Source organism: Pseudomonas sp. NPDC089996 (assembly GCF_044748405.1).
Classification (GTDB): Bacteria; Pseudomonadota; Gammaproteobacteria; order Pseudomonadales; family Pseudomonadaceae; genus Aquipseudomonas.
Genome location: NZ_JBIVGA010000007.1, coordinates 192,820 through 207,404, shown reverse-complemented (window position 1 = coordinate 207,404; position 14,585 = coordinate 192,820). Strand labels below are relative to the sequence as shown.

The following is a 14,585-nucleotide window of genomic DNA, read 5'->3' as shown; positions in this document are numbered from 1 at the left end:
TCCTTGTCCGCTCAGATCATCGCGATCGACGCAATGGGCGGGGACTTCGGTCCCCGCAGCATTGTCCAGGCTAGCATTGCCTGCCTTTCGGCTACCCCCTCGCTGCACCTGACCCTCGTCGGTCAACCCTCCCTCCTTGAAGATCTTGTCGGCGGCCTTGCGGCTGCGGATCGCGCGCGCCTGCAGATTGTCGCCGCCAGTGAGGTGATCGGGATGGACGAGCGGCCATCGCAGGCGTTGCGTGGCAAGCCGGATTCGTCGATGCGCATCGCCCTCGAACAGGTGCGCGATGGCAAGGCTCAGGCCTGTGTCAGTGCCGGCAATACCGGGGCGTTGATGGCGTTGTCGCGATTCGTGCTCAAGACCCTGCCGGGTATCGATCGGCCAGCCATGGTCGCGGCGATCCCGACCCAGGCGGGTTACTGCCAGCTGCTCGACCTGGGCGCCAACGTCGACTGCAGTGCCGACAACCTCTACCAGTTCGCCGTCATGGGCTCCGTGGCGGCCCAGGCCTTGGGCATTCACCGGCCGCGCGTGGCGCTGCTGAACATCGGTACCGAGGACATCAAGGGCAACCAGCAGGTCAAGCTGGCGGCCACGTTGCTGCAGAACGCCCGCGGCCTCAACTATGTCGGCTTCGTCGAAGGTGACGGCCTGTATCGCGGCGAGGCGGATGTGGTGGTGTGTGACGGCTTCGTCGGCAATATCCTGCTCAAGTCCAGTGAAGGCCTGGCGACCATGATCGGCGAACGTATCGAAAAGCTGTTCAAGGGCGGCGCGTTGTCGCGGGTGGCCGGGGCGGTGGCGATGCCGCTGCTCAAACGTCTGCAGGCCGACCTGGCGCCAGCGCGGCACAATGGCGCGAGCTTCCTCGGCCTGCAGGGCATCGTCATCAAGAGCCATGGCTCGGCGGGTGTGCAGGGTTTCCAGAGTGCGATCCAGCGGGCGCTGATCGAGATTCAGGAAAACCTCCCGCAGCGGCTGCATGGTCGTCTTGAGGATTTGTTGCCTTAGGTATTTCTGCCATGAAGTGCTTAAATGTGACCGCTCGGTTTTCGTTTTCATCCAAGTTTTCAGATTCCGCGCCCGGCCCAAGGCCTGGCGTACCCTATCCGACGACAAGATCATAAGGGCTTGTTCAATGTCTGCATCCCTCGCATTCGTCTTCCCCGGTCAAGGTTCCCAGTCGCTGGGCATGCTCAAAGAGCTCGGCGCCGATAAGGCGGTAATCGTCGAGACCTTCAAGGAAGCGTCCGAAGCTCTGGGCTACGACCTGTGGGCGCTGGTCCAGGAAGGTCCGGAAGAACAGCTCAACCAAACCGACAAGACTCAACCCGCCATCCTCACCGCGTCCGTTGCCCTTTGGCGTCTGTGGCTGGAGGAGGGCGGCGCCAAGCCGGCTTTCGTTTCCGGCCACAGCCTGGGTGAATACAGCGCCCTGGTCGCCGCCGACGCTCTGTCGCTGAAGGACGCCGTGCGCCTGGTAGAGCGCCGTGGCCAGTTGATGCAGGAAGCCGTGCCTGCCGGTCATGGTGCCATGGCTGCCATCCTTGGCCTGGACGACGCCGTCGTGGTGGAAATCTGCGCCGAGGCGGCCGAAGACGAAGTGGTCAGCGCCGTCAACTTCAACTCGCCAGGCCAGGTGGTCATTGCCGGTAACAAGGCTGCGGTCGATCGCGCCATCGAGCTGTGCAAGGCCAAGGGCGCCAAGCGTGCCTTGCCGCTGGCAGTCAGCGTGCCGTCGCACTGCGCCCTGATGAAGCCGGCTGCCGAGCGTTTTGCCGAAGCCGTCAACGCCATCGAATGGAAGGCCCCGCAGATTCCGGTTGTGCAGAACGTCACTGCCGCCATCGCCGCCGACCTCGATGCGCTCAAGCATGACCTGCTGGCGCAGCTGTACCAGCCTGTGCGCTGGGTCGAATGCGTGCAGACCCTGGCCGCCAATGGCGCGGTCAATCTGGTGGAGTGCGGCCCGGGCAAGGTGCTGGCTGGCCTGAACAAGCGTTGCGCCGACGGCGTGACCACCTACAACCTCAATACCCCTGACGCTGTCGCCGCCACCCGTGCGGCGCTGGCCTGATTTGGAGAAGCTTGCATGAGCCTGCAAGGTAAAGTTGCACTGGTCACCGGCGCCAGCCGTGGTATTGGCCAGGCCATCGCCCTCGAGCTGGGCCGCCAGGGCGCGACCGTGATCGGTACCGCCACGTCGGCGTCCGGTGCCGAGCGCATCGCCGCCACCCTGAAAGAACACGGCATCAATGGCACCGGCATGGAGCTGAACGTCACCAGCGCCGAGTCCGTTGAAGCGGTGCTGGGCGCCATCGGCGAGCAGTTCGGTGCGCCTGCCATCCTGGTCAACAATGCTGGTATCACCCGCGACAACCTCATGCTGCGCATGAAGGACGACGAGTGGTTCGACGTGATCGATACCAACCTGAACAGCCTCTACCGTCTGTCCAAGGGCGTGCTGCGTGGCATGACCAAGGCGCGCTGGGGTCGTATCATCAGCATCGGCTCGGTCGTAGGTGCCATGGGCAACGCCGGCCAGGCCAACTACGCAGCGGCCAAGGCCGGCCTCGAAGGCTTCAGTCGTGCCCTGGCGCGTGAAGTGGGCTCGCGTGGCATCACCGTCAACTCGGTGACACCGGGCTTCATCGATACCGACATGACCCGCGAGCTGCCAGAAGCCCAGCGCGAGGCCCTGCAGACCCAGATTCCGCTGGGCCGCCTGGGCCAGGCCGACGAGATTGCCAAGGTGGTTTCGTTCCTGGCGTCGGACGGCGCTGGCTACGTTACCGGCGCTACCGTGCCGGTCAACGGCGGGATGTACATGTAAAACTGCAACGCAATGTGACGGATTGCTTCAAAAAAGAGTCATACTGCGAGCCTAAAATCCGTTATAAAGCTGCAACCAGATTCCAGGCAGCGGGTGAGGTGGCTAAAGGGGAGGTGCGTTCCGCTTGAAAAGCGAACGTCTTTCTATAAACTTGGTCACCGGCCAGCTGCCTGACATATGTCCATTAGGAGTGAAAACTAGGTATGAGCACCATCGAAGAACGCGTCAAGAAAATCGTCGCCGAGCAACTGGGCGTCAAGGAAGAAGAAGTGACTCTCGACAAGTCCTTCGTCGATGACCTGGGTGCCGATTCGCTTGACACCGTTGAGCTGGTGATGGCTCTGGAAGAGGAATTCGAGACCGAAATCCCTGACGAAGAAGCCGAGAAGATCACTACCGTTCGAGCGGCTGTTGAATACGTTCAAGCCCACCAAGGCTAAGACGTTGTAGTCGTCGCTTCTTGACGAGAAAAACCGCACTGCCTTTGCCGGCGTGCGGTTTTTTCTTTACGAGCCAGCGCGGTCGTTTCGCTCGCTACGAGAGCTTGTTGCCATTTCATTCCATTGCTTGAATGCAATGGCAAGAAACTCTGTGATTAGAAAAGGAGAGTACTGTGTCGCGTAGACGCGTCGTGGTCACCGGTATGGGTATGCTGTCGCCACTGGGTACCGATGTACCGAGCACCTGGCAGGGCATTCTGGCTGGCCGCAGTGGCATTGGTCCGATCGAACACACGGACCTGTCTGCCTACTCCACCCGTTTTGGCGGCTCGGTGAAAGGCTTCGAGGTTGAGCAGTACCTGTCGGCCAAAGAGGCCCGCAAGCTCGACCTGTTCATCCAGTACGGCCTGGCGGCCGGTTTCCAGGCGGTGCGTAACGCCGGCCTGGAAGTCACCGATGCCAACCGTGAGCGCATTGGCGTGGCCATGGGCTCGGGTATCGGCGGCCTGACCAACATCGAAGAAACCAGCCGTACCCTGCACGAGCAGGGCCCGCGCCGTATTTCGCCGTTCTTCGTGCCGGGTTCGATCATCAACATGATCTCCGGTTTCCTGTCGATTCACCTGGGGTTGCAGGGGCCTAACTACGCCATTGCCACCGCTTGCACCACCGGCACCCATTGCATCGGCATGGCCGCGCGCAACATCGCCTACGGTGAGGCCGACGTGATGATCGCCGGTGGCGCCGAGATGGCCGCCTGTGGCCTGGGCATGGGCGGCTTCGGTGCATCCCGTGCGCTGTCGACGCGCAACGACGAGCCAACCCGTGCCAGCCGTCCGTGGGACAAGGGCCGTGATGGTTTTGTGCTGTCCGACGGTGCCGGTGCCCTGGTGCTCGAAGAGCTCGAACACGCCAAGGCCCGTGGTGCGACCATCTATGCCGAGCTGGTCGGTTTCGGCATGAGCGGTGACGCCTACCACATGACGTCGCCACCCGACAGCGGTGAAGGTGCTGCCCGTTGCATGGCCAATGCCCTGCGCGATGCCGGCATCCAGCCTGAAGCCGTCAGCTACATCAACGCTCACGGTACCTCGACGCCGGCCGGTGACATCGCTGAGGTCGCGGCGATCAAGCGCGTGTTCGGCGAGCATGCCTACAAGCTGGCCGTCAGCTCGACCAAGTCGATGACCGGTCACCTGCTCGGCGCTGCCGGCGCGGTAGAGGCGATCTTCAGCGTGCTGGCGATCAACAGCCAGATGGCGCCGCCGACCATCAACCTCGACGAGCCGGACGAAGGCTGTGACCTTGACTTCGTGCCCCACCAGGCGCGCAGCATGCCGATCGACGTGGTGCTGTCCAACTCGTTCGGCTTTGGCGGCACCAATGGTTCGCTGGTGTTCCGCCGGTTCATTGGTTGATGCACAGCTGGATCGACGGCCAGCCCGCGACTGCGATCAATTTGCAGAACCGCGGCCTGGCCTACGGCGATGGCCTGTTCGAGACCATCGCCGTGCGCGGTGGTCGGCCCAGTCTGCTGGACGGCCATCTGGCCCGCCTGGCGCTGGGTTGCCAGCGGCTGATGATCGACGCCGACCTGTCGCTGGTGCGTGATGAAATCCTGCGCTTCGCCAGCCAACTCGGTGACGGTGTCGCCAAGCTGGTCCTCACCCGTGGCGACAGCCAGCGTGGCTATGCGCCGGTTGCCGGTGTTGCGCCGCGCCGGATCCTCCAGGGCAGCCCGCTGCCCAGCTATCCTGTCGAACATGCCGAGCTCGGCGTGCAGCTGTTCCCTTGCCAGACCCGGCTTGGGGAACAACCGTTGCTGGCCGGTCTCAAACACCTCAATCGCCTGGAGCAGGTGCTGGCCCGTGCCGAATGGCAGGGCAGCGAACATGCCGAAGGCCTGATGCGTGACGGGCAGGGCAGGGTGGTCGAAGGCGTATACAGCAACCTGTTCCTGGTGCGCGATGGCGTGTTGCTTACGGCTGACCTCAGTCGTTGCGGCGTTGCCGGCGTGATGCGCGGTGCCCTGCTGGAGCAGGCGAAACGGCTGGGCATGGCAGTGCAGGTGCGGGATATCGCATTCGACGAACTGCAACAGGCGGATGAAGTATTCGTCTGCAACAGTGTCTACGGTGTCTGGCCCGTACGTGGATTTGCCGCGCTGAACTGGTCGCCGGGCCCGCTCACCCGTAAACTGCAGGCCGTTGCCCGTACGTTACTGGATACCTGAATTCGTGAGACGCAAATTCCTGCTGCTGCTGGAAATGGGCTTGATCCTCGCCGGCCTGGCCCTGGGCTGGTCGGCGTGGAAGATCAACTCGGTGCTGGAGCAGCCCCTGCATGTGGCCGAAGAGCGCCTGCTCGACGTGCCCAGCGGCACTAACCCCAACCGCATGTTCTATCGCATGCAGGCCGAAGGTCTGCTCGATGACGCCGTCTGGCTGCGCCTGTACTGGCGCTTCAACATGGCCGGGACACAGTTGCATACCGGCGAGTATCGCCTCACCCCCGGTATGACCGTGGAAGAGCTGTTCGACGCCTGGCGCCGTGCCGACGTGGTGCAGTACAACCTGACCCTGGTCGAAGGCTGGACCTTCCGCCAGGTGCGTTCGGCGGTGGCCAGGCATGACAAGATCAAGCATACCCTCGAAGGCCTTTCCGACGCCGAAGTGATGGACAAGCTTGGCCACACCGGCGTGTTCCCCGAAGGCCGCTTCTTCCCCGACACCTATCGTTTCGTGCGTGGCATGAGCGACGTCGAATTGCTCCAGCAGGCGTACATGCGCCTGGACGAAGTGCTGGCCAAGGAGTGGGCAGAGCGCACCACCGACCTGCCGTACCGTGACCCTTACCAGGCGCTGATCATGGCCTCGCTGGTGGAAAAGGAAACCGGCATCCCCCAGGAGCGCGGGCAGATCGCCGGCGTGTTCGTCCGTCGCCTGCGCCTGGGCATGATGCTGCAGACCGACCCGACGGTGATCTACGGCATGGGTGAGCGCTACAACGGCAAGATCTCCCGCGCCGACCTGCGCGAACCGACGCCCTACAACACCTACACCATTACAGGGCTGCCACCGACACCGATCGCCATGGTCGGGCGCGAGGCGATCCATGCCGCGCTCAATCCGTCCGATGGCACCAGCCTGTACTTCGTCGCCCGTGGCGATGGCAGCCACGTGTTCTCCGATGACCTGGACGACCACAATTCGGCGGTGCGTGAGTTCCAGCTCAAGCGGCGCACGGATTACCGCTCCAGCCCGGCTCCACAGAACGGGCCTGCCGAGGCGGCCGATCCGGGCGAGCCTGACGTGCCTGATGTCCTTGAAGGGCAGGCGCCGGCCGAAGAACCTGCGCCGGCCGATGCGCCGACGCCTGACGAACAACATTAAGGACTGCCTGTGAGCGGCTTGTTTATTACCCTCGAAGGCCCGGAAGGCGCGGGCAAGAGTACCAACCTCAACTATCTGGCCGCGCGTCTGCGAGAGCATGGCCTGGAGGTGGTACTGACCCGTGAGCCGGGTGGTACGCAGCTGGCGGAGAAGATCCGCGAGCTGCTGTTGGCGCCCAGTGATGAAGCGATGGCGGCCGATACCGAGCTGCTGCTGGTATTCGCTGCCCGCGCGCAACACCTGGCCCAAGTGATTCGCCCCGCCCTGGCCCGTGGCGCGGTGGTCCTGTGTGATCGTTTTACTGATGCCACTTACGCGTACCAAGGTGGAGGCCGCGGCCTGTCCGTGGCGCGCATCGCCGAGTTGGAGCAATTCGTCCAGGGCGATCTGCGCCCGGACCTGACCCTGGTCTTCGACCTGCCGGTGGAAGTCGGCCTGGCCCGTGCTGCCGCGCGTGGTCGCCTGGACCGTTTCGAGCAGGAAGGGCAGGCCTTCTTCCAGGCCGTGCGCCAAGCCTATCTGCAGCGCGCCCAGGGCGAACCGCAACGCTACAGCCTGCTCGACGCCGCGCAACCACTGGAGGCCGTGCAGCGCGCCATCGATGCACTGCTGCCCGCTATCCTGGGGCGTGGCCGTGGCTGAGGCCTACCCCTGGCAGCAGGCGCTCTGGCAGCAACTGGCCGGGCGTGCCCGGCACGCCCATGCCTACCTGCTGCATGGTCCTCAGGGTATCGGCAAGCGCGCCCTGGCCGAGCGGCTGATGGCACGTCTGCTGTGCCAGCAGCCACAGGGGCTTGATGCCTGCGGGCAGTGCAAGTCGTGCCTGCTGCTGAAGGCCGGCAGCCACCCGGACAACTTCGTGCTGGAGCCGGAAGAGGCCGACAAGCCGATCAAGGTCGACCAGGTGCGCGAGCTGGTGTCGTTCGTGGTGCAGACGGCGCAGCTGGGCGGGCGTAAAGTGGTGCTGATCGAGCCGGTCGAGGCGATGAACGTCAATGCCTCCAACGCCTTGCTCAAGAGCCTGGAGGAGCCATCGGGCGATACCGTGCTGCTGCTGGTCAGCCACCAGCCCAGCCGGCTGTTGCCGACGATCAAGAGCCGCTGCCAGCAAGTCGTCTGCCCACAACCGAGCCTGGCGCAGAGCCAGGCCTGGCTGGCTGCGGCATTGACCGACAGCGACGAGGCCGAGCGCGAAGAGCTGCTGACCCTCGCCGCCGGTTCGCCGCTGATGGCCCTCAGCCTGCAAGCGCAAGGTGTGCGTGAGCAGCGCGCCCTGGTGACCGATGGGGTGAAGAAGCTGCTCAAGCAGCAGCAATCGCCCAGCCAGCTGGCGGAGGCCTGGAGCAGTGTGCCGTTGCTGCTGGTGTTCGACTGGTTCTGCGACTGGTCACACCTGATTCTGCGCTACCAGTTGACCCAGGATGAAGAGGGGCTGGGGTTGGCCGACATGCGCAAGGTTCTGCAGTACCTGGCGCAGAAGGCCCCTCAGGGCAAGGTGCTGGAGGTCCAGGCGTGGATTCTCGAGCAGCGCCAGAAGGTGTTGGGTAAAGCCAACCTCAACCGTGTATTGCTGCTGGAAGCCTTGCTGGCCCATTGGGTACAGCTGCCGGGTTCCCGCTGATTTCCATCTTTTCATGTGTGCCGCCTGCCATGCTCGTAGATTCCCATTGTCACCTCGACCGTCTTGACCTGAGCGCCCACCAGGGTTCCCTCGATGCCGCCCTGCAGGCGGCCCGCGAGCGCGGGGTCGGGCATTTCCTGTGTATTGGTGTCAGCGCCGAAAATGCCGGTGCGGTGAAGGCGCTGAGCGAGCAATACGCTGATGTTGACTGCTCGGTCGGTATCCACCCGCTGGACTTGGCGCCGGGCGAGACGCCGGCGCTTGAATGGCTGCTGCGCGAGCTGGCGCATCCACATGTGGTGGCGATCGGTGAAACCGGCCTGGACTACCACTACGAACCGGAGGCCGCCGAGTTGCAGCAAGCCTCGTTCCGCCTGCACCTCGAGGCCTCGCGCCAGACCGGCAAGCCGGTCATCGTGCATACCCGTGCCGCCCGGGCCGATACCTTGGCGTTGCTGCGTGAAGCGAACCTGCCGCAAGCTGGCGTGCTGCACTGCTTCACCGAAGACTGGGACATGGCCAAGGCTGCACTGGACCTGGGTTACTACATTTCGTTGTCCGGCATCGTCACCTTCCGCAATGCCGATGCCTTGCGCGAGGTGGCGCGGCAGGTGCCGGCCGACCGCCTGCTGGTGGAAACCGACTCGCCGTACCTGGCGCCGATACCGCATCGTGGCAAGCCTAACCTGCCGCAGTATGTGCGCGAAGTAGCGGAGTATGTGGCGTCGTTGCGTGGGGTCAGCTACGAGCAGTTGGCCGAACAGACCACTGGCAACTTCAAGCGCTTGTTCCCGCTGGCACGGGTGGCGTGACCCATCCCCCCTCGCTGCGGGCAAAAAAAACCCGGGTTCTGGGGGGGGAATCCGGGTTAAGACCATTAGGAGTAAAACAAAGGTACGCGGTCCCTGAGCACCTTTATCGGCGCGCCACTGGGGGGGATGTGCCGCGCCAACACTTCAAGTATTGGTCAGGTTTGGCGCAGTGCCAGTGCTTCTCTGTTCGTTTTTTAAACAGATTTGGAATACGCCAGCCATCCCTTCCTTCCTCAGCGCATGGCAAGACGCCTACACGCCATACCGCATCGACGACGGGGCCGGTCCCGGACCTGTTCAAACTCATCGTGAAACATAGACATGGTCGGAAGATCCGTGCAATTTGCCGCAAGTTAGGCATAATAAACCGCTTCAATGTCATCCAGTCCTTCCTATGCAGAAAGAACCTCGTAAGGTCCGTGAGTTTCGCCGTCGCGAACAGGAAATCCTCGACACAGCGCTGAAGCTGTTCCTCGAACAGGGTGAAGACAGCGTCACCGTCGAGATGATCGCCGACGCCGTCGGGATCGGCAAAGGCACGATCTACAAGCACTTCAAGTCCAAGGCGGAGATCTATCTGCGCCTGATGCTCGATTACGAGCGTGACTTGAACGCGCTGTTGCACTCGGCCGACGTCGATCGCGACAAAGAGGCGCTGTCACGCGCCTACTTCGAGTTCCGCATGCGCGATCCACAGCGCTACCGGCTGTTCGACCGCCTGGAAGAGAAGGTGGTCAAGGGCAACCAGGTGCCGGAAATGGTCGAGGAACTGCACAGCATCCGTGCGTCCAACTTCGACCGCCTGACCCAGCTGATCAAGGGCCGAATCAGCGAAGGCAAGCTCGAAGACGTGCCGCCGTACTTCCACTACTGCGCTGCCTGGGCGTTGGTGCATGGCGCGGTGGCGCTGTACCACTCGCCGTTCTGGAGCAATGTGCTGGAGGATCAGGAAGGCTTCTTCCAGTTCCTCATGGACATCGGTGTGCGCATGGGCAACAAGCGCAAGCGCGATCCGGAAGCCACCCACTGAAGGCCTGTGTCGTCACGCGTTGTACCCGGCGTGAAATCGGAGCTTGCAAAAACTTGAACCATGAGTCAAGTTTTGCCAGCCCCGATTCATCCATGCCGGAGTGACCCATGATCGTCGATCGTCAAGGCAGGCGTTTTCGCAACCTGCGCGTCAGCCTGACGGCTGCCTGTAACTACGCCTGCAGCTACTGTGTGCCCGATGGCAAGCGCCTGGTCGCCGCCCAGGATGAGCTGTCGGCCGAAACCCTGGCCCGTGGTGTGGCTTACCTCATTGAAGCGGCCGGAATCGAGCGTTTGCGCATCACCGGTGGCGAACCGCTGGTCAGCCCTCGGCTGGATGCTTTTCTGGCGGCAGTGGCCACGCTCGACCTCGACGACATCGCGTTGACCACCAACGGTCAGCTGCTCGCGCGCAAGTTGCCTCAGCTGCAGGCAGCCGGTATTCGCCGCTTGAACGTGTCCCTCGATACCCTTGATCCTCAGGCGTTCCGCCGCATCGCCCGTGGCGGTGATCTGGCCAGCGTGTTGGCAGGCATGGACAAGGCGAGCGCCATGGGCATGCGGATCAAGGTCAACATGGTACCGATGCGGGGGCAGAACCTCGATCAGGTGCTGCCAATGCTCGACTACTGCATGGCGCGTGGTTTCGAGTTGCGCTTCATCGAACTGATGCGCATGGGGCACCTGGCCCGGGACAACAATGCGTTCCTGCAGCAGTTTGTCGGGCTCGATGCACTGCTCGGTGTGATCGGTGGCCGGTATGGCTACCGGCAGGTCGACGCACCTCTGGATGCTACAGCGCTGCGTTACCAGATCCCGGGGCACGGTCATTTCGGCGTCATCGCCAACGAAAGCGTGCCGTTCTGCCGAACCTGCTCGCGCCTGCGCCTGTCCTCTACCGGCTGGTTGCACGGCTGCCTGTCTTCGGGCAATCGTCACTTTGTCGGCGACCTGCTGGAAAAACCACGTCATCAGGCGCTGCCAGGCCTGCAGCGGTTGCTGGTAAAGGCCCTCGCAGACAAGCAGGAACTGGCGTTTTCCGGTGGGGTAACGGTGATGAAGGTGATTGGCGGCTGAAGCTGGCGCAAAAGCTGCATCCGCCGGCTATTCGCCGGTTTTTCGTCACCGGCCACTGGAGGAATGATGCGTAGCCTGGGCTTGCTGCTGGCGCTGATGGCGTTGGGCGGCTGCATGAATGTCAGCGATATGGGCGAGGGCGTCCGTTACCACATGAGCGATGCCGGCTTGCTGGACCACAGCGATACCCGTCGTACCCTATCCATCCGTCTGCAGCCTGATTCGTTCATCTTCATTGGTCAGGGGGCATTCATGCCACCAGGCAAAGGCCCGGTGCCGAAGCAGAATGCGGTAGCCGAGGAGGCTTTCAGGAGCTTTGTCGAGTATTTCCCGCTGGTGCGTCGCGCCCAAGGGCCGCTGGGCCTGGAGGAAGCAATAGCCCAGGCCCGTTCGGTGGGTGCCGACTACGTGCTCTATACCCGTTTCGCACGTACGGATGACCGCATCGGTAATGGCGATGAGTGGTATGACGAGCAAGCCGTCGACCGGCTGGGCTGGGATACCGGCGTGGTGCAGATGATGCTGATCGAAACCAATACCCGTTATCTGATCGACACGGCGCGGATCAAGAGCCGTGGCGGTTTGTTGACGTTCCACGACCAGTCGCCGCAGGATTTGCTTGGTGCGCCGATGCGCGAGTACGCTCGTAGCCTTCTGGGCATGAGCGAATGAGGGCAGGGTGATGACGGATTCCGGAAAGGCCAACGATCTGCTGGCGCAGATTCCCAAGCACAAGGGGCTGCCACCGGTGCATCTGTGGAATCCGGATTTCTGTGGCGATATCGACATGCGTATCGCCCGGGATGGCACCTGGTATTACCTGGGTACGCCGATTGGGCGCAAGCCGATGGTCCGGCTGTTTTCCACGATCATTCGCCGCGATGGTGATGACTATTTCCTGATCACCCCGGTGGAGAAAGTCGGCATCCGCGTCGATGATGCACCCTTCGTGGCGGTGACGCTGGAGGTGCTGGGCAGCGGTGAGGCGCAGGTGCTGCGCTTTACCAGCAATGTCGAGGATCAGGTGGAAGCGGGGCCGCAGAATCCGATGCGGGTCGAGATCGATCCTGATACCCAGGAGCCGTCGCCCTATGTGCTGATGCGCAGCAATCTCGAAGCGTTGATCCATCGCAACGTGTTTTACCAACTCGTCGACCTGGCAGTGCTGCGGGAGATCGATGGTCAAGAGTGGCTCGGGGTGTGGAGCCATGGCGTGTTCTACCCGATCGGGCGCAATTGCTGAGCGTTCGGCTGGCCCCCTGTTTTTTCTCCTGATTGGCCGTTTGCGCCTTGCGCCACTGGGCCTAACCTGCAGGCACTTGCCAATCAGGAGAAACCCCATGACCTCTTCCCGCTTCTGTTTTGCCTTGCTCGTTGCTGCCGGATTGCTCGGTGGTCAAGCCACTGCCTGGGCGCACGGCGACGTCGCGGATCAGGTGAAAGTCCTGCAAGAAAAACAACCCTCGAACGCCCCCGGCAAAAACGCCGTCATGCTCACGGTCAGCTATGCCCCTGGGGAAGCGTCGCCCGCTCATCAGCATCCGGGTGCCGTAATGGCCTATGTGCTGGAGGGAGCGGTGGTATCGAAGCTCAACGACGAACAGGAAACGACCTACAAGGCCGGTGAGTTCTGGTACGAAGCGCCTGGGACCGTGCACAGTGTTTCGCGCAATGCCAGCAAGACCCAGCCTGCGAAGTTGCTGGTCTGGAGTTTGGTGGATGTAGGCAAGGCGGTGACCGAGCCCGTTGGGAAATGATGTGTGGGGCTGGTAATCTCCAGCCAGCCAACGAAAAAGCCCCCGATGCTTGCGCATACGGGGGCTTTCTCAATGTTTGGCTCCGCGACCTGGACTCGAACCAGGGACCCAATGATTAACAGTCATTTGCTCTACCGACTGAGCTATCGCGGAATCTGCGCGTATCTTACCGATTGGCAGGGGGAAGTCAAGCCTCCCCCTGACAAATCAATCAGTTACAGCACTTCAACGATGGCCTTGGTGACCACGTGGATGTTGCTCTGGTTCAGAGCGGCGACCGCAATGCGGCCGGTGTCCAGGGCATAGATGCCGAACTCGTTCTTCAGGCGGGCAACCTGGTCAACGGTCAGGCCCGAGTACGAGAACATGCCAACCTGGCGGCCGACGAAGCTGAAGTCGCGGTTGGCGCCGTATTCGGCCAGCAATGCAACCATCTGCTTGCGCATACCGTGGATACGCTCGCGCATCTCGCCCAGCTCGGCCTCCCACATCTGGCGCAGTTCGGCGCTGTTGAGCACAGTGGCGACGATGGTAGCGCCATGGGTCGGCGGGTTCGAGTAGGTGGTGCGGATCACACGCTTGACCTGCGACAGCACGCGGGTGCTTTCATCTTTCGAGGCGGTGACGATCGACAGTGCGCCGACGCGCTCGCCGTACAGCGAGAACGACTTGGAGAACGAGCTGGAAACGAAGAACTCCATGCCCGACTCTGCGAACAGGCGCACGGCGAAGGCGTCTTCGCCGATGCCGTCACCGAAGCCCTGGTAGGCCATGTCGAGGAACGGCACGTGGCCCTTGGCCTTGACCACTTCCAGGACGTTCTTCCAGTCGTCCAGGGTCAGGTCGACGCCGGTCGGGTTGTGGCAGCAGGCGTGCAAGACCACGATCGAGCCAGACGGCAGGGCGTTGAGGTCTTCGAGCATGCCGGCACGGTTGACGTCGTTGCTCGGCGCGTCGTAGTAGCGGTAGTTCTGCACCGGGAAGCCGGCGCTTTCGAACAGTGCGCGGTGGTTTTCCCAGCTCGGGTCGCTGATGGCCACCACGGCGTTCGGCGAAACGCGCTTGAGGAAGTCGGCGCCAATCTTCAGAGCGCCGGTGCCGCCGACGGCCTGCACGGTGACCACGCGGCCAGCGGCCAGCAGTGGCGACTCGGCACCGAACAGCAGTTTCTGCACGGCCTGGTCGTAGGTGGCGATACCATCGATCGGCAGATAGCCGCGCGAGGCGTGCTGGGCAGCACGCTGGGTCTCGGCTTCGATCACGGCGCGCAGCAGCGGAATGCGGCCTTCCTCATTGCAGTAAACGCCCACGCCCAGGTTGACCTTGTCGGTACGTGGGTCGGCGTTGAATGCTTCGTTGAGGCCCAGGATAGGGTCGCGGGGTGCCAGCTCGACAGCGGAAAACAGGCTCATTGTTACTTCGGCTCTGATTGGAGAGTGATAGGGCGTACACGCTCCAGCCGAATGCACTGAAGCGGTGCACAAACGGGGAGTCAGTATAGTGATACCGACCGGTCACTGCGACAGTGTGGCGCAGCTTTTCTGGTCAATTGCGCAAATATTTTTCAACCATTGGTCGATTTGCCCGGTCCATCGCAATGAGTGCTCACACCTGGGCCTTG

16 protein-coding genes and 1 tRNA gene are annotated in these 14,585 nt (G+C 62.6%); 15 read left to right on the top strand and 2 right to left on the bottom strand.

All coding sequences use genetic code 11. The features are described 5' to 3' along the window. The first annotated feature begins 3 nt into the window (after positions 1–3). The 15 genes from plsX to ACIPW4_RS14575 all read left to right on the top strand — a co-directional run bounded on the left by plsX (position 4) and on the right by ACIPW4_RS14575 (position 12,964). Entirely contained in the window at positions 4–1,014 is a 1,011-nt protein-coding gene (plsX, locus tag ACIPW4_RS14645; RefSeq protein WP_400658918.1) for a phosphate acyltransferase PlsX, read from the top strand. Between the two features lie 127 nt (positions 1,015–1,141). Further along, entirely contained in the window at positions 1,142–2,080 is a 939-nt protein-coding gene (fabD, locus tag ACIPW4_RS14640; protein ID WP_400658916.1) for an ACP S-malonyltransferase, read from the top strand. Positions 2,081–2,095: 15 nt separating this feature from the next. Further along, entirely contained in the window at positions 2,096–2,836 is a 741-nt protein-coding gene (gene fabG / locus ACIPW4_RS14635; protein ID WP_400658915.1) for a 3-oxoacyl-ACP reductase FabG, read from the top strand. 203 nt (positions 2,837–3,039) lie between these two features. Next, on the top strand, positions 3,040–3,276 hold the full coding sequence (gene acpP, locus ACIPW4_RS14630) for an acyl carrier protein (RefSeq protein WP_400658913.1): 237 nt from the start codon (positions 3,040–3,042) through the stop codon (positions 3,274–3,276). A 173-nt stretch (positions 3,277–3,449) separates the two neighbouring features. After that, positions 3,450–4,694, top strand: a complete 1,245-nt coding sequence (fabF, locus tag ACIPW4_RS14625) for a beta-ketoacyl-ACP synthase II (RefSeq protein WP_400658912.1) — start codon at positions 3,450–3,452, stop codon at positions 4,692–4,694. Next, complete coding sequence (gene pabC, locus ACIPW4_RS14620) at positions 4,694–5,509, top strand: aminodeoxychorismate lyase (RefSeq protein WP_400658910.1); 816 nt, start codon at positions 4,694–4,696, stop codon at positions 5,507–5,509. Before fabF ends, pabC begins: the two co-directional genes overlap by 1 nt. Positions 5,510–5,513: 4 nt before the next feature. Continuing rightward, positions 5,514–6,668 (top strand): endolytic transglycosylase MltG, encoded by a 1,155-nt coding sequence (mltG, locus tag ACIPW4_RS14615; RefSeq protein ID WP_400658909.1) that lies wholly within the window; start codon positions 5,514–5,516, stop codon positions 6,666–6,668. A 9-nt stretch (positions 6,669–6,677) separates the two neighbouring features. Then, positions 6,678–7,310: a dTMP kinase gene (gene tmk, locus ACIPW4_RS14610; RefSeq protein WP_400658907.1), complete on the top strand. Its 633-nt coding sequence runs from the start codon at positions 6,678–6,680 to the stop codon at positions 7,308–7,310. Then, complete coding sequence (locus ACIPW4_RS14605) at positions 7,303–8,289, top strand: DNA polymerase III subunit delta' (RefSeq protein WP_400658905.1); 987 nt, start codon at positions 7,303–7,305, stop codon at positions 8,287–8,289. The genes tmk and ACIPW4_RS14605 overlap by 8 nt, the downstream gene beginning before the upstream one ends. A gap of 29 nt (positions 8,290–8,318) precedes the next feature. Next, the gene (locus tag ACIPW4_RS14600) at positions 8,319–9,101 is read left to right on the top strand and encodes a TatD family hydrolase (protein ID WP_400658903.1); all 783 of its coding nucleotides are present in this window, start codon (positions 8,319–8,321) and stop codon (positions 9,099–9,101) included. Positions 9,102–9,495: 394 nt separating this feature from the next. Beyond that, positions 9,496–10,131: a TetR/AcrR family transcriptional regulator gene (locus tag ACIPW4_RS14595; RefSeq protein ID WP_400658901.1), complete on the top strand. Its 636-nt coding sequence runs from the start codon at positions 9,496–9,498 to the stop codon at positions 10,129–10,131. A gap of 107 nt (positions 10,132–10,238) precedes the next feature. Then, positions 10,239–11,207 carry a GTP 3',8-cyclase MoaA gene (locus ACIPW4_RS14590; RefSeq protein WP_400658900.1) on the top strand — a complete coding sequence of 323 codons (969 nt, stop codon included), beginning with the start codon at positions 10,239–10,241 and terminating at the stop codon, positions 11,205–11,207. 66 nt (positions 11,208–11,273) lie between these two features. Further along, positions 11,274–11,879 (top strand): DUF4823 domain-containing protein, encoded by a 606-nt coding sequence (locus ACIPW4_RS14585; protein ID WP_400658898.1) that lies wholly within the window; start codon positions 11,274–11,276, stop codon positions 11,877–11,879. Between the two features lie 10 nt (positions 11,880–11,889). Next, positions 11,890–12,450, top strand: coding sequence for a DUF1285 domain-containing protein (locus ACIPW4_RS14580; RefSeq protein WP_400658896.1), 561 nt, complete (start codon positions 11,890–11,892; stop codon positions 12,448–12,450). A 97-nt stretch (positions 12,451–12,547) separates the two neighbouring features. Next, positions 12,548–12,964, top strand: a complete 417-nt coding sequence (locus tag ACIPW4_RS14575; RefSeq protein WP_400658894.1) for a cupin domain-containing protein — start codon at positions 12,548–12,550, stop codon at positions 12,962–12,964. 77 nt (positions 12,965–13,041) lie between these two features. Here the strand turns inward: ACIPW4_RS14575 and ACIPW4_RS14570 are convergent. Together ACIPW4_RS14570 and ACIPW4_RS14565 are read right to left on the bottom strand one after the other, a co-directional pair. Then, positions 13,042–13,117: transfer RNA gene (locus tag ACIPW4_RS14570), tRNA-Asn, on the bottom strand. A 62-nt stretch (positions 13,118–13,179) separates the two neighbouring features. Then, positions 13,180–14,376 (bottom strand): amino acid aminotransferase, encoded by a 1,197-nt coding sequence (locus tag ACIPW4_RS14565; RefSeq protein WP_400658892.1) that lies wholly within the window; start codon positions 14,374–14,376, stop codon positions 13,180–13,182. Between the last annotated feature and the right edge of the window lie 209 nt (positions 14,377–14,585).

What these genes read in the sequence shown, in the direction of transcription:
- fabG (WP_400658915.1), top strand. Translation starts at nt 2,096, where the DNA reads ATGAGCCTGCAAGGTAAAGTTGCACTGGTCACCGGCGCCAGCCGTGGT.
- ACIPW4_RS14565 (WP_400658892.1), bottom strand. Translation starts at nt 14,376, where the DNA reads ATGAGCCTGTTTTCCGCTGTCGAGCTGGCACCCCGCGACCCTATCCTG.
- ACIPW4_RS14590 (WP_400658900.1), top strand. Translation starts at nt 10,239, where the DNA reads ATGATCGTCGATCGTCAAGGCAGGCGTTTTCGCAACCTGCGCGTCAGC.
- ACIPW4_RS14595 (WP_400658901.1), top strand. Translation starts at nt 9,496, where the DNA reads ATGCAGAAAGAACCTCGTAAGGTCCGTGAGTTTCGCCGTCGCGAACAG.
- ACIPW4_RS14580 (WP_400658896.1), top strand. Translation starts at nt 11,890, where the DNA reads ATGACGGATTCCGGAAAGGCCAACGATCTGCTGGCGCAGATTCCCAAG.
- ACIPW4_RS14600 (WP_400658903.1), top strand. Translation starts at nt 8,319, where the DNA reads ATGCTCGTAGATTCCCATTGTCACCTCGACCGTCTTGACCTGAGCGCC.
- fabD (WP_400658916.1), top strand. Translation starts at nt 1,142, where the DNA reads ATGTCTGCATCCCTCGCATTCGTCTTCCCCGGTCAAGGTTCCCAGTCG.
- acpP (WP_400658913.1), top strand. Translation starts at nt 3,040, where the DNA reads ATGAGCACCATCGAAGAACGCGTCAAGAAAATCGTCGCCGAGCAACTG.
- pabC (WP_400658910.1), top strand. Translation starts at nt 4,694, where the DNA reads ATGCACAGCTGGATCGACGGCCAGCCCGCGACTGCGATCAATTTGCAG.
- ACIPW4_RS14585 (WP_400658898.1), top strand. Translation starts at nt 11,274, where the DNA reads ATGCGTAGCCTGGGCTTGCTGCTGGCGCTGATGGCGTTGGGCGGCTGC.
- ACIPW4_RS14575 (WP_400658894.1), top strand. Translation starts at nt 12,548, where the DNA reads ATGACCTCTTCCCGCTTCTGTTTTGCCTTGCTCGTTGCTGCCGGATTG.